This window comes from Paenibacillus sp. TY11 (genome assembly GCF_059772165.1).
The window spans coordinates 1-22,256 of record NZ_JCBAIQ010000034.1 but is presented as its reverse complement, the minus strand read 5'-3'; the positions used below and the strand labels follow the sequence as shown (position 1 = coordinate 22,256).

Below are 22,256 nucleotides of genomic sequence, written 5' to 3'. Positions count from 1 at the left end.
GTTTGGGGGAAGAGGCATGCTTTACAGGGTGGAAGGAATCGTCATCCGCAGCATGGATTACGGTGAGGGGAACAAAATTATTACGCTTTGCACCGAAAGCGGAGGCAAAGCAGGCGTGCTGGTCAGAGGTGCAAAAAAGTCTAAAAGCCGTCATGCCGCTTTAACGCAGCCGTTTACGCACGGAGAATTTGTTTTTTTTCGAAACACAGGCTTAGGCACGTTGAATGCCGGTGAAATCATCCAATCCCACCATACACTACGCGAGGATATTACTAAGGCTGCTTACGCTTCTTATGCTTGTGAATTGCTCGATCGGGTGTTACAGGATGAGGAAACAGGCGCATTTTGGTTTAAGCAGCTTAAAGCATGTTTGGAGGCGCTGGAGAGTGGCAAAGATCCGGTGATCGTCATGAGTATTTATGAATTTAAAATATTGCAGGCGGCCGGATATGCTCCTCAGCTTGATGCATGTATTTCAAGTGGTCAACAATGTGCTGATGAGGATATGTTTGTCAGTCCGAGGTTGGGCGGGGTTTTGTGTCGGAGCTACAAGCATTTTGATCCAGCTGCATTGAGCGTTACTCCACGTACGTTGAAGTTGCTGCGCTTGTTCGCCAAAATGGATTTGAATCGGCTCGGCAACATTGACGTGAAGGACTCCACCAAGTTGGAGATCAAACATGTCATGCGTCAGTTCATGGATATGCAGTTGGAGGTCAAGCTGAAATCCCGCAATTTCCTGGATCAGCTCGACAAGTACGATATGTGAAACGCCCTGTTCTCTTGACTGTATTGCTGAAAACGTGTAATATCCTACTATATATCTCCTTCGGGAGCAGATGCATTGAACGAGAAAGTAACGAGATGTATTCTCTATGTTTAGCGAGTTGGGGACGGTGTAAGCCCAGCGGGAATTCTTCGTGAACAGGGCACTCGGGAGCGTCTGAATGGACACGGAAAAGAGGATTACGATCTGACTGGTGATGTAGGATCGCAATCAAGTAGGGTGGAACCGCGGGAGTCAGCTCTCGTCCCTACGTCTGTACAGGCGTAGAGGCGGGGGCTTTTTGCTGTCTCTAGCAAGGCTTATTGGTTGAGATAGCCCTGTACATACGAGTTTAATGAGAAGAAATCACCAACATTTGAGGGAATTGGAAAGGGAGCGTGTACCGATGAATTTTCAGCAGATGATTTTAACGCTGCAACAATTTTGGGCTGAACACAACTGTATTATTGTACAGCCTTATGACACGGAAAAAGGGGCAGGTACGATGAACCCGATGACGTATTTACGTTCGATTGGACCTGAGCCTTGGAACGTAGCTTATGTTGAGCCCTCTCGTCGCCCGTCAGACGGACGCTATGGTGAGAACCCGAATCGCCTGTATCAGCATCATCAGTTTCAAGTGGTCTTGAAGCCTTCACCGGATAACATTCAAGAATTGTATTTGGAGAGTTTGAGTCGTTTGGGCATTAACCCTCTGGAGCATGATATTCGTTTCGTCGAAGACAACTGGGAAGCACCAACGCTGGGAGCCTGGGGGTTAGGTTGGGAAGTATGGCTGGACGGTATGGAAATTACCCAATTCACATATTTCCAGCAAGTGGGTGGTATTGATGCTAGCCCGGTTGCGGTTGAAATTACGTACGGTATGGAGCGTCTTGCTTCCTACATCCAGGACAAGGAGAATGTGTTCGATTTGGAGTGGGTCAATGGAATCACGTATGGTGATGTTTTCCACCAGCCCGAATTTGAGCATTCCAAGTATACGTTCGAAGTATCTGATGTAAAAATGCTTTTTACTCTTTTTAATATGTACGAAGAAGAGGCGAATAAAGCGATGGCGCAGCATCTTGTATTTCCAGCCTATGATTATGTGCTGAAATGTTCTCATACGTTCAACTTGCTGGACGCCCGCGGAGCGATCAGTGTAACGGAACGGACTGGATTTATTATACGAGTGCGCAATTTGGCGCGTCAGGTGGCTGCGACCTATTTGGAGGAGCGCGAGAAGCTGGGCTTCCCGCTGTTGAAGAAAGGAGGTGCGGCACATGTCTAAGGATTTATTGTTTGAGATCGGGTTGGAAGAAGTGCCTGCACGTTTTATCCCGAATGCGATTCAGCAGTTAAAAGAGCGTATGACGGCATGGCTTGACAGCTCGCGTATTGCTTATGGTGCTGTAGAGGCATATGCTACACCTCGCCGTTTGGCGGTACTTGTCAAGGAAGTAGCTGAGAAGCAAGAAGATATTAACGAAGAAGTTAAAGGTCCTTCCCGCAAAATCGCACTCGATGAAGCCGGTAACTGGAGCAAGGCTGCTCTAGGCTTTGCTCGCAGCCAAGGTGTTGATCCTGAACAGTTCACGTTCAAGGAGATTGGAGGCGTGGAATATATTTATGCGACCAAGAGCAGCATAGGTGTACCGACGGCCGATGTACTGTCCGAAGGCTTATTGCACATTTTACATGCCATGACATTCCCTAAATTTATGCGCTGGGCGAGTTATGACTTTAAATTTGTTCGTCCAATCCGCTGGTTGATCGCCTTGTTTGGTAACGATATTGTCAATTTGGAAATTGCCGGGGTGCAATCAGGAAATGTGACAAGAGGCCATCGTTTCCTCGGACAGGATGCCGTTGTAGAAAGCCCAGCTGACTATGTTGAAGTGCTTCGCAAACAGCATGTCATTGTGGATATTGAGGAACGTCAATCGCTTATTGTGAAGCAGATTGAAGCGTTGGCTGCCGAAAAAGATTGGACGATTGCGGTCAAGGATGACTTGCTGGAAGAAGTGCTGTATTTGGTGGAAACCCCAACAGTGCTGTTCGGAGGTTTTGATCCTGCGTTCCTGAACATTCCGAAGGATGTACTGATTACTTCTATGCGCGAACATCAACGTTATTTCCCAGTGCTAGATCGTGCTGGAGAGCTACTGCCGTACTTTGTTACGGTACGTAACGGTGGCAGTCAATCGCTGGAAGTCATTGCTAAAGGGAACGAAAAAGTATTGCGTGCGCGGTTGTCTGATGCCAAATTCTTTTATGAAGAAGATCAGAGGCTGGAAATTAAGGATGCACTCTCCAAACTGGAAAGTATTGTTTTCCACGAAGAGCTGGGAACGGTTGGAGACAAAGTACGGCGAATTCGCCGCATTGCTGATGCTCTGGCAGAGAAGCTTCGCGTTTCCCCAGATACACAGGAATCGGTTAGCCGAGCAGCGGATATTTGTAAATTCGACCTTGTAACACAAATGGTATATGAATTCCCAGAACTGCAAGGTGTTATGGGGGAGGATTATGCTCGTAAGGCTGGAGAGAAGGAAGAAGTGGCAAGAGCGGTGTTTGAGCATTATCAGCCGCGTTTTGCTGGAGAAACAGTTCCTTCAACGAACGCTGGAGCGATTGTAAGTATCGCTGACAAGATAGATACAATCACAGGCTGCTTCTCCATCGGTATTATTCCGACAGGTTCGCAGGACCCTTACGCGCTTCGTCGTCAGGCTGCAGGTATCGTGCAGATCTTGCTGGATCGTAAGCTTTCGGCTACGTTGTCTGATGTGTTCAATATCGCGCTCGACGTGCACGGAAACCTTGGAAATATGAAACGTTCCGCGGATGAAATACGTAAAGAATTACATGAGTTTTTCGGATTGCGCGTGAAGAAACTATTATCCGAGACTCTTCGTTATGACGTTGTGGACGCTGTGCTTGCAGCTGGATATGACGATGTCGCTTCCGTTGTTAACCGCGGAGCTGCGTTAATGACTGCGGTACAAACGGGTGATGTCTTCAAGGCAACAGTTGAGTCTTTTAATCGTGTAGGTAATTTGGCTGCTAAAGCAGTTCATAAGTCAGTTAATACGGGTGAATTTACGGAACAGGGTGAAAAAACGCTTTACGAAGCATGGTATGGCGCTTATGAATCTTATAAAGTAGCTTTACAGGAAGGCGATGCGACACGAGCGTTGGCGCTTGCTTCATCCATTACCCCTGCGGTGACGGCGTTCTTTGATTCCGTTATGGTTATGGCTGAGGATGATGCTGTTCGTAATAATCGTTTGGCATTGCTGGCTGCTATTGACTCAGAACTGAAGCGTTTTGCCGATTTTTCCAAGCTTGTAGGTTAAACGTCAGTTGTGATAGTATGAACAACTTGAAAAAATGGGTATAAATATACGGAACGGTGTAAGAGTGTGATCTTGCAGCCGTTCCGTATTTTACTCGAATCCGGATGGAGATGGGGGATGCTCATGAGGGTATCCGGAAATTTATCGGATGTGCGGATCGTTGTTGACGGGGACGCTTGTCCTGTTAAAAGTGAAATTGCGGAGACAGCTTCCCGTTTTCATATTGAGGTTATTATGGTATCTTCGTATGATCATCTCATTCAGGGCAGCAAAGGCGTGAGCGTCGTTAAAGTAGACCGGAGCGACCAGAGCGCTGATCTCTATATTGCCAATCATATCCGCCCGGGAGATATTGTAACCACCAACGATTATGGTCTAGCTGCACTTGCCTTGGCAAAAGGCTGTGAAGTGATGTCTTTTCGTGGAGCTATGTATCGAAACGATTCGATAGATTTCATGCTTGACCGACGTCATACTTCTGCCAAAGAACGGAAAAAAGGACGTTATGGAAAAGGGCCTAAACCGTTTACATTAGAGGATCGTGAAGTTTTTCAACATAAACTGACAAAACTTTTACTCCGCTTGCAGGAGAATGAGTAACGGTATCGAATTATATTTACGTGCTAAAGAGATGAAGGTGGTTAATATGAGTGCCGGACAAGGTAACATACCGGACGATATCATCGAGTCGGTTTTACAACATCATGATATTGTAGATACGGTAAGCAAGTACGTGCATTTGACCAAGCAGGGGAAATATATGAAAGGCCTCTGTCCTTTTCATTCCGAAAAAACCCCTTCATTCACCGTGACACCGGATCGTCAGATTTTTTACTGCTACGGCTGCGGCGCGGGAGGCAATGCCATCAAATTTATGATGGAAATCGAAGGACTATCCTTTCCCGAAGCTGTCAGGACAATGGCGGAAGAAAGTCATATCCCGCTCGGCGAATGGCAGGGACGTGAGTCATCGCATCAGCATCCTGAGTTGGACAGGCTGTTGCAAGCGTATGAGCTAACTTCTAAGATGTACCATTTTTTGCTTAAAAATACGGAGCACGGCAAACCAGCTATGGAATATTTGCGTTCACGGGGGTTCAGTGACAAGATCATTGATCAATTCCAAATTGGCTATGCACCCAACCGATGGGATACGATCGTTCAGTTTCTAGAGAAGCGTTCTTTTGATCCTGTTGAGATGGAAAAGGGGGGGCTCATTTCTCCCCGACATGAGGGTGATGGATATGTGGATCGGTTCAGGGATCGTATCATGTTTCCCATTTGGAATCGAAACGGAAAAGTTATTGCCTTTGCAGGCCGTATACTTGGTGAGGGACAGCCGAAGTATTTGAATTCACCGGAGACCAAATTATTCAACAAGAGCCGAACGCTGTACAATCTCCATCATGCTAAAACCTCAATTCGCAAGCTTCGCCAAAGTGTTCTTTTTGAAGGCTACGGTGATGTCATCTCGGCATGGGAAGCTGGCGTACAAAATGGGGTGGCCGCCATGGGTACTGCTCTAACGGAGCACCATGCTACGATGTTAAAAGGACTGTGCGACGAGGTCATTATTTGTTATGATGGTGACCGGGCAGGACAAGCTGCCGCGCTTAAAAATTTTCCGCTGTTAGAAAATGCGGGGCTTCACGTGAAAGTAGCGCTGGTCAGCGACGGTATGGACCCGGATGATTTTATCCGGCAATACGGCGGCGAACGATTCCAACGCCAAATTATTGAAAGTGCTGTTTCAACGGTGAAATTTAAGCTTATATATCTGAAAAAAAACCATATACTGCAAGAGGAAGAAGGAAGAATCGCGTATTCCCGCGAAGCATTAAATGTCATTGCACCTCTGTCATCCCCGACTGAGCGGGAAGTGTATCTGCGCGAAGTATCAGCCGAAGTCAAGGTGGATTTTGAAACCTTAAAGCAAGAATGCAATTTACTCCGCCAATCCCTGCAAAAAAAACAGAACTATGGGGATAATAACGAAAATGGGTGGAATAATGGTAGGCATAAAAAAGGGCAGGTCTCCACACCTAATTTGTTGCCGGCTTACCATGTGGCTGAACGCAGACTGCTTCACTGGATGATGCAGGATTTAGAAGCTGCAGAGTATGTAGAAAAGCATCTGGGGGACGCCTTTAATATTGAGGATCATGCAGCAATTGCTGCTTATCTATACGCCTATTACGCGCAAGGGAAGTTACCGGATACAAGCCGCTTTATTTCATCATTGCAAGACGACCGACTGGAGAAGAACGTAAGTTCGATCATGATGATGGATGCTCCAGGCGTATGGGCACCGCACATTTTGGATGATTATATTCATCAGGTGCGAAAATTTCCATTGCAGGAGCAACTGGATTTGAAAAGGGAAGAAATGAGAGCCGCTGAACGCTTAGGTGACTTTTTGCGTGCAGCACAAATTGCAAGTGAGATTATAGCCCTAGAGAGACAATGAACACACAGAGGTCGGATGTTTCTAGGGAGGAGGGAGTCGAAAGATGGCGAATGATCAGCATACTGAACTGGAGACGGAACTAACACTGGATCAGGTCAAAGATCAACTGATTGAGTTAGGTAAAAAAAGTTCCTCTCTGAACTACAAAGATATCATGGAAAAACTGTCGCCGTTTGATCAGGACCCCGAGCAAATGGATGAGTTTTATGAACAGCTGGGTGACTTGGGGATTGAGGTTGTGAATGACAACGACGAAGAAGTTACCAGATTGCGTCAAAATGACGACCCGGAAAACAATGACGGGGATGATTTTAATTTCGATGACGATCTGAGCCTGCCTCCCGGTATTAAAATCAATGACCCGGTCCGGATGTACTTGAAGGAAATCGGCCGTGTACCGCTCCTTTCTGCTGATGATGAGGTGGAGCTTGCCAAACGGATCAATAACGGCGATGAAGAAGCTAAGCGTCGGTTGGCAGAAGCGAACTTGCGTCTGGTTGTAAGTATTGCCAAACGTTATGTTGGTCGCGGAATGCTTTTCCTGGATCTAATTCAGGAAGGTAATATGGGTTTGATTAAGGCAGTAGAAAAATTTGATTACGAAAAAGGCTTTAAATTCAGTACGTATGCTACCTGGTGGATTCGTCAGGCCATTACGCGCGCAATAGCCGATCAGGCGAGAACAATCCGTATCCCTGTTCATATGGTGGAAACGATCAACAAGCTGATTCGCGTATCGCGTCAACTGTTGCAAGAGCTGGGGCGCGAACCTACGCCGGAAGAAGTGGCTGCCGAGATGGAGCTGAGCGTGGAAAAAGTACGGGAAATTATGAAAATTGCCCAAGAACCGGTTTCATTGGAAACACCTATTGGTGAAGAGGATGACTCACATCTGGGGGATTTCATTGAGGATCAGGAAGCACTGGCGCCTGCGGATGCGGCTGCCTATGAACTTCTGAAGGAACAACTCGAGGATGTGCTGGATACGTTGACCGAACGGGAAGAGAATGTTTTGCGTCTCCGCTTTGGTTTGGACGACGGAAGAACCAGAACCCTTGAAGAAGTGGGTAAAGTGTTCGGTGTTACACGTGAACGTATTCGTCAGATTGAGGCCAAAGCGCTGCGTAAATTGCGCCATCCAAGCCGCAGTAAGCGACTGAAGGATTTCCTCGAATAGAAGCGTGACATTGCGGACCTTCTGCGGCTTGAAGCGCGCAGGAGGTCTTTTTTTATCTCATGGCACCTTGGTGGAGGGGAAGAAGCTTGGACCAGGAGAAAAAACGGGCAATACTGTTACAAGAAATTGAGCATTGGCGGCGAAGTCGGCTACTCCCTGAGCAATATTGCGATTTTTTGTCTAACCTGTATCGGGAGGACGAAGATCCGTCACAGAGCCAGAACCGTAACAACACCGGGCTGCTTACATATCTTAGACACGGGCATGGGATCGCCTGGCTTCTTGGTTTTGTCATTATTTCCTGCATTTGTTTGATCGGTTTTTATTTTACCGCTTTTCCGTTGGCAATGCAAATATTCTCGGCAAGTGCAGTTACTGCGATTTGCTATGGGGTGGCTGCAGTTTGGCGGTCTTCCGAAAAGAGCATGAGTGCGATGTTGAGCACTTTAGGCAGTGCGATTATGCTGGGTTCGGGAGTGTGGATCATTCAGCTTCATCAAGGTGAAGCTAAGGTTTGGTTTCTAGTGCTTGTGGGCCTATGTGGTTTGGTATGGTGTCTCGTGGGGTTAACTCTGCGTATCAGCTTGCTTCATTACTGTGGCCTTGCTGGGCTGCTTTTAGTGTACGCGGTCCTTATAGGCCGCTACTGGCCTACAGCTACTTTAGTGATGCTTGAGGCATTTTGGATTTTGCACGCAGTATTGTTGGTCTGGTTAAGCTGGTGGGTACATCGCCGCTTTCCGCGTCTTGCTTTGGTTTATTTTGCTATAGGCATGACACTAGCGTTCATGGCTGAAGCAGACACGATCGTCCTGCGCCATCAAGCGGCGGGAGGTGTGGTGTTTTACAGCATACTGAAGTTGGCTTTTGTTGTAGGAATTTTATTTTGGACTCGAAAAAAATGGATTACGTGGGTGACGTCATGAAACTTTCTCAACGATTACAATATATTATGGAACAAATTCCTGCAGGGAGCAGATTTGCAGATATTGGCTCGGATCATGGACTACTCCCTGTGGCTGCAGTACGCAGTGGCAGAGTACCGCAAGCTGTGGCGGGTGAGGTCAACGATGGGCCGTTGCGTGCGGCCCAAAAGCAGGTGGCCGAAGCAGGTCTTTCTGATCGCATTGCGGTTAGGAAGGGGGATGGCTTGGCTGTAATTAAGACCTATGAGGTTGATGTTATTACGATAGCCGGTATGGGTGGTGCCTTGATCGCTTCCATTTTGGAGCAAGGGAAAGACAAGCTTGTTTCAGTGAAACAGCTTGTTTTACAGCCCAACGTAGGCGAGGATATTTTACGTCGTTGGCTAATCGAACATCAATGGGTACTAACAAACGAACATATTATGGAAGAAGACGGAAAAATATATGAAATTCTGACGGCAGTACCTGCTTCGGAAAGCCCACTGAAACAGGATGAGCTGTATCGACCATGGGAACTTCCCGATAGTTCGCTGGTACTGACACAGGATTTGTTGATGCAACTCGGACCGTTATTGGTCAAAGAACCGAATGAAATCTTTTTTTATAAGTGGCAGTTGGAAATTCGTAAGCTTCAGGATGTGCTTGCACAAGTGGCACGGTCAGAGCAGGAATCCGCGCAGCATAAGCAGGAGCAATTGCGCAAGCAAATTGAACAGCTGGAGGAGGTACTTGCATGTTTGCCAAAGGACAGACAGTAATTAGCTATATGGAGCAGCTAGCTCCCAAATACTTGGCAGTTCCGGACGATAGAATCGGGCTTCAGCTGGGTAGCCTGCAAAAGGAAATCAAAAACATATTAGTTGCCCTGGATGTCAATGATGAGGTTGTCGAAGAGGCGATCCGCATAAAAGCTGACCTTATTATTGCGCATCATGCGATTATATTCCGCCCACTTAAAGCTTTGAACACGGATCAGCCTGCGGGCAGATTGTATGAAAAGCTGATCAAGAATGATATTGCCGTCTATATCAGTCATACGAACTTGGATACGGCTGAGGGCGGCATGAACGACTGGATGGCGGAAGCATTGGGTATTCAAAGTGAAGGTACGCTGGAGGATGTTCACACCGAGCAATTATTCAAGCTTGTCGTTTTCGTACCCAAAACACATCATCAACGGGTACTGGATGCCGTGCTGGGTGCGGGAGCTGGACATATCGGTAACTACAGCCATTGCAGCTTTAACATTGATGGCTACGGAACTTTCGTGCCGGGTGAAGGTACAGATCCGTTTTTGGGTGAGCCGGGTAAAATGGAACGTAGTGAAGAAGTCCGTATTGAGACCATTGTATCGCAGGGTGTACGTAATAAAGTCGTTCAAGCGATGCTGAAGGCTCATCCTTATGAAGAGGTGGCTTATGACCTGTACCATATGGATTTGCAAGGCCGTACATTTGGTTTGGGACGGGTGGGGAAGCTCAAGGAGTCCCGCTCGTTACGGGAGTTTGCCGATGTTGTGAAAAACGGTCTCAACGTCGAGCATGTACGTGTGGTGGGCGACTTGGACCGTACGATTAAAAAGGCAGCCGTGCTTGGAGGCTCTGGCAGCCGCTATGTGAACAAGTCGCTTTTTAAAGGGGCTGACGTATTAGTCACGGGGGATATCGACTATCACACGGCTCAGGATGCCCTTATGGCTGGTATTGCTATTATTGACCCTGGACATAACGCTGAAAAGATTATGAAGCCTAAAACCGCAGAATGGATGCGCAAACGCTTGGCAGAAGGTCGATACTCAACGGAAGTACATATATCCCAGGTGGAAACCGAGCCTTTTCAATTTTTGTAAAACCTCAACGTCTATGAGAAAATGAAGGTGCTTTATTACTTTTATTTTCGTGGGGGAGAGGTTGTTATGCGAACTTTGATAGCTGATTCTGCGATTCATGCCTATCCAGGTATGGTCGCTATTGTTACTTCCCGCTATGAGGGTGTAAATAATGTAATTGCTTCAGGCTGGCATACATATATCGGATCATCACCGGGTATGTATGGCATTTCATTGAGGAAGGAAACGTATTCTTACGGACTGATTGAGAAGGGCGGAGGCTTTGGTGTCCAGTTTTTGCCTGCGCACCGATCAGAATGGATTCAGGCTGTAGGTACCTTTAGCGGTAGAGATATAGATAAGTTTCAGCAATTTGGGATTGCATATGAGGATGGAATTTCAGTGAATGTGCCTATATTGCTGGAAGCTTATCTTGCTTATGAGTGCAAAGTGGTGGATATTCATACCTACGGAGACCATGATTGGATCGTCGGTGAAATACAGCAAACCTACCGGGATGATGAACTATTCCTGGATGAGGACGTTCCTGATTTTAGTAAGCTTCCTATCCCGTTATACGTGGGAAGGTCTGCTTATTACGTGGTAGATGATTCATTGCAGAAAAAGGTACATCCGTTTTATTTGAGCAAATAAAGAGAGCTTTCTATTTTTACAATATTTTCAGGTTGTATCGTGCGTGCGTTCCCTGTATACTATGTAATGTTGTTCGGAAAGTTTGACAGACAATCGCTGGCGGCGTGAGCCGCGAGAGGAAAGTCCGGGCTCCATAGGGCAGGATGCTGGATAACGTCCAGTCAGCGCGAGTTGAAGGATAGTGCCACAGAAATGGACCGCCGATGGCCGCTTGCGGCACAGGCAAGGATGGAACCGAGGTGTAAGAGACCCCGAGGAACGCTGGTGACTTCGTTCCTGGTAAACCCCATCTGGAGCAAGACCTAATGGGACACAGCTTCTTCGCGAAGCAGCCTTAGCCCGAGGCGTGTCTAGGTTGGTCGCTGGAGCCGGATAGCAATGTTCGGCCTAGATAGATGATTGTCGCTTGTAGTGGGAGGGTAGTTCCCGTTTATACCACGAATAGCACAGAACCCGGCTTACGGAAAACTTTCCCCACTGCAACACCTTAAAATGTATGAATTTAACTTTTGTAAATGACCTGATTGCATGAAAAATCTTTAATCCAAATGTATTTATTGAATTAAAAAGGGTGAGTCATATTCCTGTGGGAATCATGACTCACCCTTTTTAACATACCGTTTTACGCAGCAACAGTGCATTTTTAGAATGAAGACCCCCAGCATCATTACTGGGGGCCTTCATTCTGTTTTTTTTAACTTAACTATTCCCTCTAACGTAAAAACGTGCAGTGGTAAACACGTAGCAGCGTAGCATAGCATTTGAATCTGTAGGAGCGAAGCGATCTTACGTAGCTGCCCTGCAAACTTCCTCAGCGCACGCTTTTTACCACACTTTCTTCCATATACATCTGCAGTGCCCGATCCAATCGGTCAACCGCTTGAGGAAGCAGGGAAGGATCGGTATGCGTAAAGTTGATCCGCATATGGTTGCTGCCGCTCAGGTCAGCATAGAAGACTTGGCCAGGCACAAATGCCACTCCTTCCTGAATCGCAAGTTGCAACAACCGATCAGAACGGAAGCCCTCGGGTAATGTAACCCACATAAACATGCCGCCAAGTGCATCATTCCAGGTGATTCCTTCCCATTGGCGTTCTTTCATCAGCGATGTGAGGCGTAGCATACGAGTGTGGTACTCGGTGGACACGGTACGAATATGTCCGTCCAGATCAAAAAAGTCTAATAACTCATTTAAAGCACGCTGATCAATACTGCTGGAGTGCAGATCGGCAGATTGTTTAGCATTCGCGACTTTAACAACAATAGCTTGATTGGCTATCAACCATCCAGAGCGAACACCAGGAGCGACGGTTTTAGAGAATGTAGAAGTATACATCACATGACTGTCTCCACCTAGCTGTTGATCAATAGAGAAAAGCGATGGGAAGTTAAGGTTTTCGTCAAATTTGAGACGTCCGTAAGGATCATCTTCAAAAATCAAAGTTCCGTATTTACGGCATAATTCAACAACGCCTGTTCTGCGTTCCAGACTCCACACACTTCCTGCCGGGTTGGAGAAGGTGGGGATGACATACACGAATTTAGGCTGATGTTTTTTGAGCTTGGCCTCAAGATCATCTAATTGCATACCGTTAGAGTCTGTATTTACACTTACAATGTTGGCCCCATAGGAATTAAATACCTGAAGAGCTGCCAAATAAGTAGGGGACTCCACCAATACAGTATCCTGCGGATCGAGCAGCACACGCGAAACCAGATCAATGGTCTGCTGTGAGCCCGTCGTCATGATGATGTTATCTCTGGTGACGGAGATGCCTTGGGATGACATTGTTGCAGCAAGACGTTCCCGTAGAGGAATGTAGCCCTCGGTTAGGCCGTATTGAAGCGCGGTAGTACCGCCGAGGCGGAATACCCGCTCATAGGCTTCAGCAACAGCTTCGACGGGGAAAAAGGCATCGGCCGGAAGGCCACCTGCCAGGGATAATACATCTGTTCCCTGTGTCAGCTTCAAAATGTCCCTTACCATGGACGAGCCCTGAGTACGAGCCATACCCGAAAATTTGTATTCCAATCCAATCATCTCCTGTGTTCTATACTGTACTATGAAATTTGTTGTATTATATCGATAATGAAGTATAACAGTAAACGTCTAAATGTAACAGTTGATTTTTGGAGGGGACGGTTCCGATGCATATTGATCTCAGCCGCAATAGCAGTGTCAAATTATATTTACAGATTGCCAAAACATTAGCGGATCGTATCCAGTCTGGATTGCTGCCTCAGGGTACAAAGCTTCCCTCTGTCCGTCATCTGTCCAGTCTGCTTGCGGTAAGTCCCGTAACCGTAAGCAAGGCGTATGCAGAGCTGGAGTCCATTAATCTGGTTACATGTACACAGGGAAAAGGTTGCTATGTAGCCGAACCTTCTGTACCTGTTCAACGTGAGGGAGCGAAGGATTTGTCATGGCAGATGTCGCTAATCGATTATTTGCCGCGCGCACAGTTATGGAGAAACTTTAACCATAGCCGACAGGTTCCTTATTCTTTTCATATAGCAGCAATTCAGCCGGAGCTTCTTCCCACGCGCGAAATCATCGTTGATACACGACGTTTATCCTCTGAAAATCCCGATGCAATGGCTGCATACGGGACTTTTGAGGGTGATTTAGCACTGAGGGAAGTGTTTGCAGATCACCTGACCGAACGCGGTATACGTACAGTGGCAAAACAGCTGCTCGTGACCAGTGGTGCCCAACAGGGGATTGACCTGGTGGCACGTACGTTTGTTGGTTCTGGAGATGTTGTCTACATGGAGGCTCCTACATATACTGGGGCCATCGATGTATTCACCAGTCGTGGTGCCAAAGTAATTATGATTCCGATGGATGAGCAGGGCATGCGGATTGATATCCTGACACGCCTTTGTGACACTCATCCCCCAAAACTGATCTATACGATACCCACCTTCCATAACCCTACCGGAGTAACTTTAACGACGCCCAGACGCGCGCAATTACTGGATTTAGCTCAAAGCTATCATTGCCTCATTGTTGAAGATGATCCATTTTCCGACCTGTATTATAAAACAAAGCCGCCACTCTCTATCAAGGCGCATGATCAGTCCGGACATGTGGTGTATATCAAAAGCTTCAGCAAAACCGTTGCTCCCGGCTGCCGTATAGCTTGTGTAGCGGCTACTGGCAGTGTAATGGATCGTTTGGTGGCCGCCAAGTCAACTACGGATTTGGGGAGCCCTCTATTAACTCAAAAAGCACTGCTACCTTTTATCAGGAACCGACTTGATCAGCATCTTGTCTGGTTGCGGGAACAAATGCGGGATCGTCTGACAGTCGCATTGCATACGCTCCAGCGCTATGCTCCGCCAGAGGTCACCTGGTATGCTCCCGAAGGCGGCTTAAATGTGTGGATTAAGCTTCCTCCTATTGTTGATATTTCAGAATTGGAGCGGCTGGCTGACCGGGAAGGCATTTCCTTTTTACCTGGTGCGGTGTGCTATGCAGGTGGTATGGACAGTAATCATATCCGTATTTCTTTTTCGTATGCGGACAAGGAAACACTTAAATCAGGTCTGCGCAAGCTGTGTCGTTTGTTGGGCGAACTGCTTGATCATTCGGTCATTGTGGAACGAAAGCCTATTTTATAAGGATATTTGTATTAGGGGGTAAACATCCAAGCACAGGCTACTTCTTCTTAATATGCTGTACTAATTCACCGAAAGGAGTTGCACATTATGAGTCATTGCCCTTACGACCCGATCGTGTGCCCGCCAATGCAATTTGTAAATCATCAATTTCACCCACAAATCGTGCCTGTAGTTCATCCGATTGAAATTGTTAATCAGGCTCACATTGTACCTGTGCCCCACCACGTATTTCCGGTGGTTGTAAAGGATCCTGGCGAACCTTGCTGTCATACTCGCAGTCATAGCAAGCGTTCTGTTCGTAGCAGTTCCAAGCGTTAAGAAAGCCCAAAAAAGCAGCCATGGAGCAACATGGCTGCTTTTTCCAAAAAGGAATCTTATGTTTCCAGTTTCTTTAATATGGATTTTAACTTGTCACTTAAATGCTGTGGATAGAATTGCAAAGGAACATATGGACGTTGCGCTGCTTTCAACGCTTTATACACGTCGATTTGACCATACCCGAAATATTTGTCATGCCCTGGTGTGCCCAAATCAACTACGCTGTCTCTCATTAAATCCATAACCTCTTTATTGTTTAGATCGGGGTTAATGGATCGAATCAGGGCAGCAAGCGCTGATACATGTGGACTGGCCATTGAAGTGCCCGACAGAGCAGCATATTGATTCCCAGGATACGTACTGGCTATACTTGCACCTGGAGCCATGACGTCCACATAATCCCCATAGTTAGAAAAGGATGCACGGTGCATAGAAGAATCTGTAGCGGAAACGGCAAATACCTCAGGGTACGCTGCTGGATAGCCAGGTCGTTCCGTATTATCATTGCCTGTGGCTGCAACTAATACGACATCTTTGTCATAGGCATATTTGATCGCATCATGCAAAAATGAAGCTTGTGCGTAATTGCCCAGACTCAAATTGATGACCTTGGCCCCATGATCAGCTGCCCATATAATACCTTCTGCAACCGAGTAAGTCGTACCGGAGCCGGATTGGTCAAGTACCTTGATCGGCATGACCTTGTTGTACCACGTCATGCCGGCGACCCCCTCACCATTATTCACGAGCGCAGAAATGATGCCGGCGACATGTGTTCCATGACCCACGTCATCATAAGGCTTTTCAGACGGGTTTACCACGTTATAACCTGAAAGAATTTGACCCTTCAGGTCGGGATGATCCAAATCCACTCCCGTATCTATGACGGCGACAATTACATCCTTGCTGCCTTTGCTTAACCCCCAACCGCGGTTGGTTTCGGTGGCTGGCAGATTCCATTGATATCGAGAAAAGAGCAAATCATTAGGGATAGAGGCGTCCGCTTTGACAGGTGTTTCCTCATTGGTTAGATACATATAGTGAGGTTCTGCATAAAGTGGGTTCCACTTTCTTGAAAAATATTGCTTTAGCTCCTTGAAGTTCATCTTATCCGAATGAAATACATAGGTATAACCAAGCTTGCGGCCTGGCTCACAGTGCAAATCTGCTGCAATTTCCTGTAGTTGTCGTGGATCAGGATTGTGACGGAAGCGAACGACAATTTCGTTTTCAAAATAATGGCTTGCATTTTCGTTGTCGTGGCCCGTCTTGACGGTAATATCGTGCAATGTGTCGGGATGTACGGATTCGATTTTGTAGCTGCCTTCTTTCGGATAGGGAATCAAACGTAAATTTTTGCGCTGATGCTTTTCCACGTCACGCAATACTTGCTGACTGACCAGGGCGACAACGCCGCATGTTCCGTCAGCCGATGGTTCTGCCATGACAAAATATTTACCGCCGTCCGCCTGAAAAGCAGCAGATTCGTAGGATTTATTTTGCAAGACGGAACGACGAGCCGCATCCAAGCTGTTTTTGATTTGAGGATGACTCAGCAGACGAGTTTGTGCTTTACTGCCTGTGTACGTGTTAGTGTTCCCGTCGCGTGTGTGAATCCACTGTAACGTATGAAGATGACTGTGCGATTGCTGTAGCGTGCGGGTAAACTGCCTTTTCTGATCAGCAGTTTTACCATTAAGCTCCCGCATCACGTATTGAATATCCTGTCTTGCGTCCATGCGTGTGAGAGTATCCGTAGCGGACAGGTCCAAAGCCAACATTCCTTTTTTGAGCTGCTTCTCTTGCTGTGGTACCATCTTGGTCGTATATTCGGGCTGCGGTGTATGGCGGTGATCACGGGAAGGCAGCATCAGTGTGATGAGAAGCACCCCGGCAGCTGCTCCGAGCAGGGGTTTTAACCATTTTCGCCGAGACATGGGACCGTCCTCCTTGAGTATTCATAAATTTATGGTTTAGCGTGAGGAGGTTGGCATGTTTTTATACCTTTCAATGCTCATTTGTGGTAGGATAAATACTGAAAATTACAGCTCTTTCGGTTAGAAGGGACTATTTTCGGGTAACCAAATTGATGAACAAGCAACAAATAAGGGGGAGCTGCCTTGATGTCAGCAGTCAACGTACAAAAATTATGTGAGTCGGCGCAGGAGAGACTGAAAACTGCCGTGAAACGAGTGGAAACGTTCCTCAATGAGCACGCTCTGCCGCAGCTGGCTGTGGATGGCAATGAAGAGTCCGTACTTTTTTACAAAGGCTTTTTGTCGGATCTCCGCCATGTCCTTGTTTTTTCTGAAGTATCTTATGAAAAGCTGGGTGTGGCTTTACGCCGTGCCAACTTTGACGTCGATTTTGCGGAAAAGGCATTGTATAACGTTTACCATGACTGCGTGAACAGCTTTTTTTATCCCAAAAATGAATCTTACGCAGAGGACGGACGCTATGCTTATACGGGACAAGATGCTATCCGCTTCCGTAAAACGCCAGTGCCAGCCGCACGCGAAGTGATCATGGATATTACGAAAAATTTTGAAGAATTGCGTGATGATCTGACTTATTATGAAAGTGATTATTTGACTCAGCGCCGGATGCAGACTCGCCGTACTCATGCCTAAAGCATTTAACGGGGAAGATCATTTCTAATCGAAAACTAAAACAAGACAAGCAAGCCGTTTTCTACTTGCTTCCTGCCAGTTTGGAGGAAGTGAAGGAAGCGGCTTTTTTCGTATGTCACCAACTGCCATATCCCATGAACGCATAGGTGCAGGGTAGCGAGGGGACAATGAATACGAGGTGATGATCATGAGCCAAGAGGCCAAGCCAATCGTTAAGTGCAGCGTAGCTAATTGCCACTATTGGGGAGAACACAACTTTTGCAAGGCAGATTTGATTATGATTGAAGTTGATGGTCATGCCGGGAAGAAATTTAAAGAAGAATATGCGGGGGAAAGCTTCAGTTCAGAAGAACGTGATAAGGCTGCAACATCTGCCGCAACCTGTTGCCACACATTTAAACCGAAGTCCCTGTAATATTTTATAACGCGATTCATTTCGCATTTGGAGGTGCAGCTTATTATGGAAGATCATGAAAACGACAAGCATCAGAATGAAGAGCATGTTAGCCGTAAACGTGTAGATTACCCCCGTCACATTCAGGAACGCTCTGCTAAACGGCGCAAACATGGTGAAGAATATGCAGCAGAGGTTGCTCCTGGCTCGCCAGTTGTGACTCGAAATGAGGACAAGGGTGAAGAGCAGGTTATCAACAATAGTGGTCGTATTTCCGGCTATATTGGGCTGGCTGCAGGAATCGCATCATTGTTTATGTGGTCTATTGTACTGGGACCCATTGCTGCAGTTTTAGGTTTTTTTGCTTATGTGAATGGTAGCAAAACGACAGGTATTTGGTCGATTGGTCTTGGGGCGCTGGCGACATTGAGTTATTTTGCTTTTATCCCGTTTGTTCGTTGACCCTATTTGGGAAAAGCTCAGTTATCTTTTGCATATCCGAGAAAAATCATCTTAGTGATATAATTACATTAAAGCTGATCTACAAAGCTCCGCTGTCTTTTCGACAGAAACGGAGCTTTTTTTCATTAAAAGGTATGGAAGTACATAGTAAAAAGTTGTATCATAGCAGTAACGACAAGCTATTTGGGATACAACAACTACAGAAAGTTGGGAACACCACATGCAAATTGATCCGCGCGTGTCCAAGTCCATGTTAGACATGCAGCTGTTAAATAATATGAGTGCTACAACCCAAACGGGTACAACGGACGCTTTTTCCGGATTGCTGGAACAAGTAGGCCAGCAGGAAACAGATGATGCTGTGACTCGAGAGAATGCAAGTGATGTTACCAGAGACGAAAACGGTTTGCTCTGGCTTCAATTGGGACCTTCGAGGGGAACGGCTTCGCCATTGGCAGTCTATCCTGCTTTTTCCAGTACAGCAACGGACGGACCCACTAAACCTACAGCGTATGATGATTTGATTAACGAGGCTAGTCAGAAATACGGTGTTCCGGTGGCGTTGATTAAAGCGGTTATTGATACGGAATCTTCATTTAATCCATCGGTTACTTCTTCGGCCGGAGCCAAAGGGCTTATGCAGCTTATGGACGCTACGGCTCAAGGTCTGGGAGTTAGTGACCCATATGATCCTGTACAAAATATTGATGCTGGCGTTCGTTATTTGTCTTACCAGATTAAACGTTTTAACGGACAGGAAAATATGGCGTTGGCTGCATATAATGCAGGTCCCGGACGGGTGCAACGGCTTGGTGTAAGTAGTGATGAGCAGTTGATGTCTGTACTGGACAAGCTTCCTTTAGAAACGCAAAAATATCTTACTAAAATTCAGAATGCACGTGAAAAATATACGATCTAAGCCCTATAGCTTATAACGAAAAAAGTGCGTAATTTCAATTAGATTAGGTCCGCAGACAGGATCAATATGGGGAAAGGGTGTCGCTGTAATAGCGGCCTTTCCCTGTTTTGGTCTTTTTTTGTTGCAGCAGTTGTAGGGCAGAAAGGGGAGTTCAATGAAATATTTTGATTATGCCGCGACAACTCCACCTTTTGAAGAGGTGATTACAACAGTTGCCGAGGTCATGAGACGCCATTATGGTAATCCATCTTCGATGCATCGGTATGGAGAGGATGCGGATAAGTTGCTCAAGCGTTCGCGCGAAGTATGTGCTGCGGCTTTGGGAGTGTATCCATCAGAGATTGTCTTCACATCCGGGGCAACGGAAAGCAACAATCTTGCCGTTAAGGGAGCAGCTTTGCAGTATCAGACCAGAGGCAAACATATTGTTACTGTATCGACAGAGCACCCGTCTGTGTATGAAGCTTGCAGACAACTGACAAATCTGGGCTTTGAGGTTACATTTTTACCTGTCGATGCGGAAGGGCATGTGAGCGCTGAACAGGTTTGTGCCGCTGTCCGTAAAGATACGATTTTAGTCAGTATCATGCATGTCAATAATGAGACGGGAAGGGTACAACCGTTACATGATATCGGAGCTGCGCTGAAGAAACAGTTCCCGCGTGTACTATTTCATATTGACGGTGTACAGGGGTTTGGAAAGCTACCGGTTGATATCCGGGGCTGGCAGGCTGATCTGTACAGTCTCTCGGCGCATAAGCTGCGCGGACCCAAAGGTGCTGGACTACTATTCGTTCGGGAAGGTGTAGAGCTTTTCCAACTGCATAGTGGAGGCTCTCAGGAGCAGGGTTTTCGTGCAGGTACCGAAAATGTGCCTCTGCTTGTCGGTATGTCCAAGGCGATACGGCTTGCGGGCGAACGGCAAGTAGAGACAGCACAGCGTATGACCGAGTGGAGAGAACGGGTGGTCGCAGAAGTGAAGACAATCCCTCAACTGCGGCTGAACAGCGGGGAGGAAGCACCGCATATTGTCCACTTTTCGTATCCGGGTATGAAGGCTGAGGTACTGCTGCATACGCTGGAGCAATTGGGTGTGGCAGTATCCACCAAATCGGCTTGTTCTTCGAAATTGGCTGAGCCCAGCCGGGTGCTGCTGGCGATGGGCCGTAATGAGGCAGAAGCGTCTGGCGGCATTCGTATCAGCTTCGGTGACGAACATACGGAACAGGATATCGACGAGCTTATACTTGCACTGCGACAGGCTGTAGCCAAGCTGGAATCCCTTGAAAGGTGGAAACGTTAAAATGCACTATGATATGCTGTTACTTCGCTTCGGAGAATTTACATTAAAAGGGAAAAATCGCACTCGTTTTGAAAAGGCGGTACTGAATCACGTTAAGTTGTTGCTCAAGCCGTTTCCAGGCGCTTCTTTGCGGAAGGAATTTGGACGGATTTATGTGGTTCTCGGAGGAGAGCCTTATGAACAGATCATTCAAGTGTTACAAAAGGTGTTTGGCATCACCACGATTAGTCCTGTCAAAATGGCTCCTGTCGAGCTTGATGCTATAATTAATACCGCTGTAGCTTTGATGCGTGAGCTGAATGTGACAGAGGGAACGACTTTCAAGGTAAATGCTCGCAGAGTGTGGAAGGAGTTTGCTCATTCTTCACAAGAGATGAACCATCTAATTGGTTCTCCTATATTGCGGGAGTTTCCGGCGCTGAGGGTCGATGTGCGTCAACCGAATATTGAGTTACGTGTGGAGGTTAGAGAGCAGGCAGCTTATATATTTAGCGATGTTATTATGGCTGTAGGGGGCTTTCCGTTAGGAACGAACGGCAAAGCTATGCTGTTGCTGTCCGGTGGAATTGACAGCCCGGTAGCAGGATGGTCTTCCATGCGTAGAGGATTGGAAATCGAATGTGTACATTTTTATAGCTATCCGTTTACAAGTGAACGTGCGAAAGAAAAGGTTATTGATTTGGCAAGGGTATTAGCAGGCTATGCGGGTCGAATCAAAATCCACCTCGTACCGTTTACAGAGGTGCAGACGGCCTTTACACGCACTGGGCAGGATAATTTGATTATTACGCTGATGAGACGGTCTATGCTGCAAATTGCAACGATGCTGGCTGAGCGTGAAGGAGCACTGGCACTCGTGACGGGCGACAGTCTGGGCCAAGTCGCTAGTCAAACGTTATCCAGCATGAATGTGATTGGGCGTTCGACGGAATTACCATTGTTACGACCTCTCGTAATGATGGATAAGCAGGAGATCACGGAAATCGCAAAGCAAATTGGCACCTACGATCTATCCATCCTCCCGTATGAGGATTGCTGTACATTGTTTGTTCCCAAATCCCCAACGACCAATCCGAATTTGTGGGTTGTTCAAAAGATTGAAGCCTCTATTCGGGATTTAAATGCCTTGATTGAACAGGCTGTGGCTGCAACCGAGACGGTCGTCCTTGAGGCAGGCGGAACTATAGAGGGGCGTAAAGAGGAAGTTATACAGGAAGATTGGTTTTAAACAAAAAGGCAGACCCATCAGCTATTGTAAACTGTACCCTGTAGAGTAGACACTTCAAAAAAGTCACTCTATGGGGTATTTTTTTACTATACCGTGAAAAAGACAGGGATGGGGATACAGATGAGTAAAAAAATGTTCACAGCAGAAGAAATAGAACAGCTTTCCGCAAACCCATATGTGAAATCTGTATCTTCTAAA

20 protein-coding genes and 1 other RNA gene are annotated in these 22,256 nt (G+C 46.7%); 19 read left to right on the top strand and 2 right to left on the bottom strand.

All coding sequences use genetic code 11. The annotated features are described in order from the left end of the window. Nucleotides 1-16 precede the first annotated feature (16 nt). The 11 genes from recO to rnpB all read left to right on the top strand — a co-directional run bounded on the left by recO (nt 17) and on the right by rnpB (nt 11,656). Nucleotides 17-769, top strand: coding sequence for a DNA repair protein RecO (gene recO / locus AC6EJC_RS25040; protein WP_444956262.1), 753 nt, complete (start codon nt 17-19; stop codon nt 767-769). A gap of 403 nt (nt 770-1,172) precedes the next feature. Continuing rightward, the gene (glyQ, locus tag AC6EJC_RS25035; RefSeq protein ID WP_444956261.1) at nt 1,173-2,060 is read left to right on the top strand and encodes a glycine--tRNA ligase subunit alpha; all 888 of its coding nucleotides are present in this window, start codon (nt 1,173-1,175) and stop codon (nt 2,058-2,060) included. Next, entirely contained in the window at nt 2,053-4,128 is a 2,076-nt protein-coding gene (gene glyS, locus AC6EJC_RS25030) for a glycine--tRNA ligase subunit beta (protein ID WP_444956260.1), read from the top strand. The genes glyQ and glyS overlap by 8 nt, the downstream gene beginning before the upstream one ends. Before the next feature lie 123 nt (nt 4,129-4,251). Beyond that, a complete protein-coding gene (locus tag AC6EJC_RS25025; protein ID WP_444956259.1) occupies nt 4,252-4,728 on the top strand; it encodes a YaiI/YqxD family protein in 477 nt (158 codons plus the stop codon). Continuing rightward, nucleotides 4,721-6,595, top strand: a complete 1,875-nt coding sequence (gene dnaG / locus AC6EJC_RS25020) for a DNA primase (RefSeq protein WP_444956258.1) — start codon at nt 4,721-4,723, stop codon at nt 6,593-6,595. Before AC6EJC_RS25025 ends, dnaG begins: the two co-directional genes overlap by 8 nt. A 43-nt stretch (nt 6,596-6,638) precedes the next feature. Beyond that, entirely contained in the window at nt 6,639-7,772 is a 1,134-nt protein-coding gene (rpoD, locus tag AC6EJC_RS25015; RefSeq protein ID WP_007431230.1) for an RNA polymerase sigma factor RpoD, read from the top strand. An 86-nt stretch (nt 7,773-7,858) separates the two neighbouring features. Then, nucleotides 7,859-8,698, top strand: coding sequence for a hypothetical protein (locus tag AC6EJC_RS25010; RefSeq protein WP_444956257.1), 840 nt, complete (start codon nt 7,859-7,861; stop codon nt 8,696-8,698). Continuing rightward, entirely contained in the window at nt 8,695-9,456 is a 762-nt protein-coding gene (locus AC6EJC_RS25005) for a tRNA (adenine(22)-N(1))-methyltransferase (RefSeq protein WP_444956256.1), read from the top strand. The genes AC6EJC_RS25010 and AC6EJC_RS25005 overlap by 4 nt, the downstream gene beginning before the upstream one ends. Next, a complete protein-coding gene (locus tag AC6EJC_RS25000) occupies nt 9,432-10,547 on the top strand; it encodes a Nif3-like dinuclear metal center hexameric protein (RefSeq protein WP_444956255.1) in 1,116 nt (371 codons plus the stop codon). The genes AC6EJC_RS25005 and AC6EJC_RS25000 overlap by 25 nt, the downstream gene beginning before the upstream one ends. 66 nt (nt 10,548-10,613) lie before the next feature. Then, nucleotides 10,614-11,180: a flavin reductase family protein gene (locus tag AC6EJC_RS24995; RefSeq protein ID WP_444956254.1), complete on the top strand. Its 567-nt coding sequence runs from the start codon at nt 10,614-10,616 to the stop codon at nt 11,178-11,180. A gap of 77 nt (nt 11,181-11,257) precedes the next feature. Next, an RNA gene (gene rnpB, locus AC6EJC_RS24990) (RNase P RNA component class A) lies at nt 11,258-11,656 on the top strand. Between the two features lie 335 nt (nt 11,657-11,991). On the opposite strand, the gene AC6EJC_RS24985 is transcribed toward rnpB, so the two are convergent. Next, on the bottom strand, nt 11,992-13,212 hold the full coding sequence (locus AC6EJC_RS24985) for an aminotransferase-like domain-containing protein (RefSeq protein WP_444956253.1): 1,221 nt from the start codon (nt 13,210-13,212) through the stop codon (nt 11,992-11,994). Between the two features lie 116 nt (nt 13,213-13,328). Here AC6EJC_RS24985 and pdxR point away from each other — a divergent pair, with 116 nt between their 5' ends. Next, the gene (pdxR, locus tag AC6EJC_RS24980; RefSeq protein ID WP_444956252.1) at nt 13,329-14,804 is read left to right on the top strand and encodes a MocR-like pyridoxine biosynthesis transcription factor PdxR; all 1,476 of its coding nucleotides are present in this window, start codon (nt 13,329-13,331) and stop codon (nt 14,802-14,804) included. An 87-nt stretch (nt 14,805-14,891) separates the two neighbouring features. Continuing rightward, nucleotides 14,892-15,122 (top strand): hypothetical protein, encoded by a 231-nt coding sequence (locus AC6EJC_RS24975; protein WP_444956251.1) that lies wholly within the window; start codon nt 14,892-14,894, stop codon nt 15,120-15,122. Nucleotides 15,123-15,178: 56 nt separating this feature from the next. Here the strand turns inward: AC6EJC_RS24975 and AC6EJC_RS24970 are convergent, their stop codons facing one another. Continuing rightward, nucleotides 15,179-17,059, bottom strand: a complete 1,881-nt coding sequence (locus AC6EJC_RS24970; protein ID WP_444956250.1) for a S8 family peptidase — start codon at nt 17,057-17,059, stop codon at nt 15,179-15,181. Nucleotides 17,060-17,245: 186 nt separating this feature from the next. Here AC6EJC_RS24970 and AC6EJC_RS24965 point away from each other — a divergent pair, with 186 nt between their 5' ends. The 6 genes from AC6EJC_RS24965 to thiI all read left to right on the top strand — a co-directional run bounded on the left by AC6EJC_RS24965 (nt 17,246) and on the right by thiI (nt 22,058). Further along, nucleotides 17,246-17,752 (top strand): YpuI family protein, encoded by a 507-nt coding sequence (locus AC6EJC_RS24965; protein ID WP_016821571.1) that lies wholly within the window; start codon nt 17,246-17,248, stop codon nt 17,750-17,752. A 187-nt stretch (nt 17,753-17,939) separates the two neighbouring features. After that, on the top strand, nt 17,940-18,167 hold the full coding sequence (locus AC6EJC_RS24960) for a DUF1540 domain-containing protein (RefSeq protein WP_444956249.1): 228 nt from the start codon (nt 17,940-17,942) through the stop codon (nt 18,165-18,167). A gap of 45 nt (nt 18,168-18,212) precedes the next feature. After that, nucleotides 18,213-18,608: a hypothetical protein gene (locus AC6EJC_RS24955; protein ID WP_444956248.1), complete on the top strand. Its 396-nt coding sequence runs from the start codon at nt 18,213-18,215 to the stop codon at nt 18,606-18,608. 220 nt (nt 18,609-18,828) lie between these two features. Continuing rightward, nucleotides 18,829-19,527, top strand: a complete 699-nt coding sequence (locus AC6EJC_RS24950) for a lytic transglycosylase domain-containing protein (RefSeq protein WP_444956247.1) — start codon at nt 18,829-18,831, stop codon at nt 19,525-19,527. Between the two features lie 154 nt (nt 19,528-19,681). Further along, the gene (locus AC6EJC_RS24945) at nt 19,682-20,830 is read left to right on the top strand and encodes a cysteine desulfurase family protein (RefSeq protein ID WP_444956246.1); all 1,149 of its coding nucleotides are present in this window, start codon (nt 19,682-19,684) and stop codon (nt 20,828-20,830) included. A gap of 1 nt (nt 20,831) precedes the next feature. Then, entirely contained in the window at nt 20,832-22,058 is a 1,227-nt protein-coding gene (thiI, locus tag AC6EJC_RS24940) for a tRNA uracil 4-sulfurtransferase ThiI (protein ID WP_444956245.1), read from the top strand. Nucleotides 22,059-22,256 lie beyond the last annotated feature (198 nt).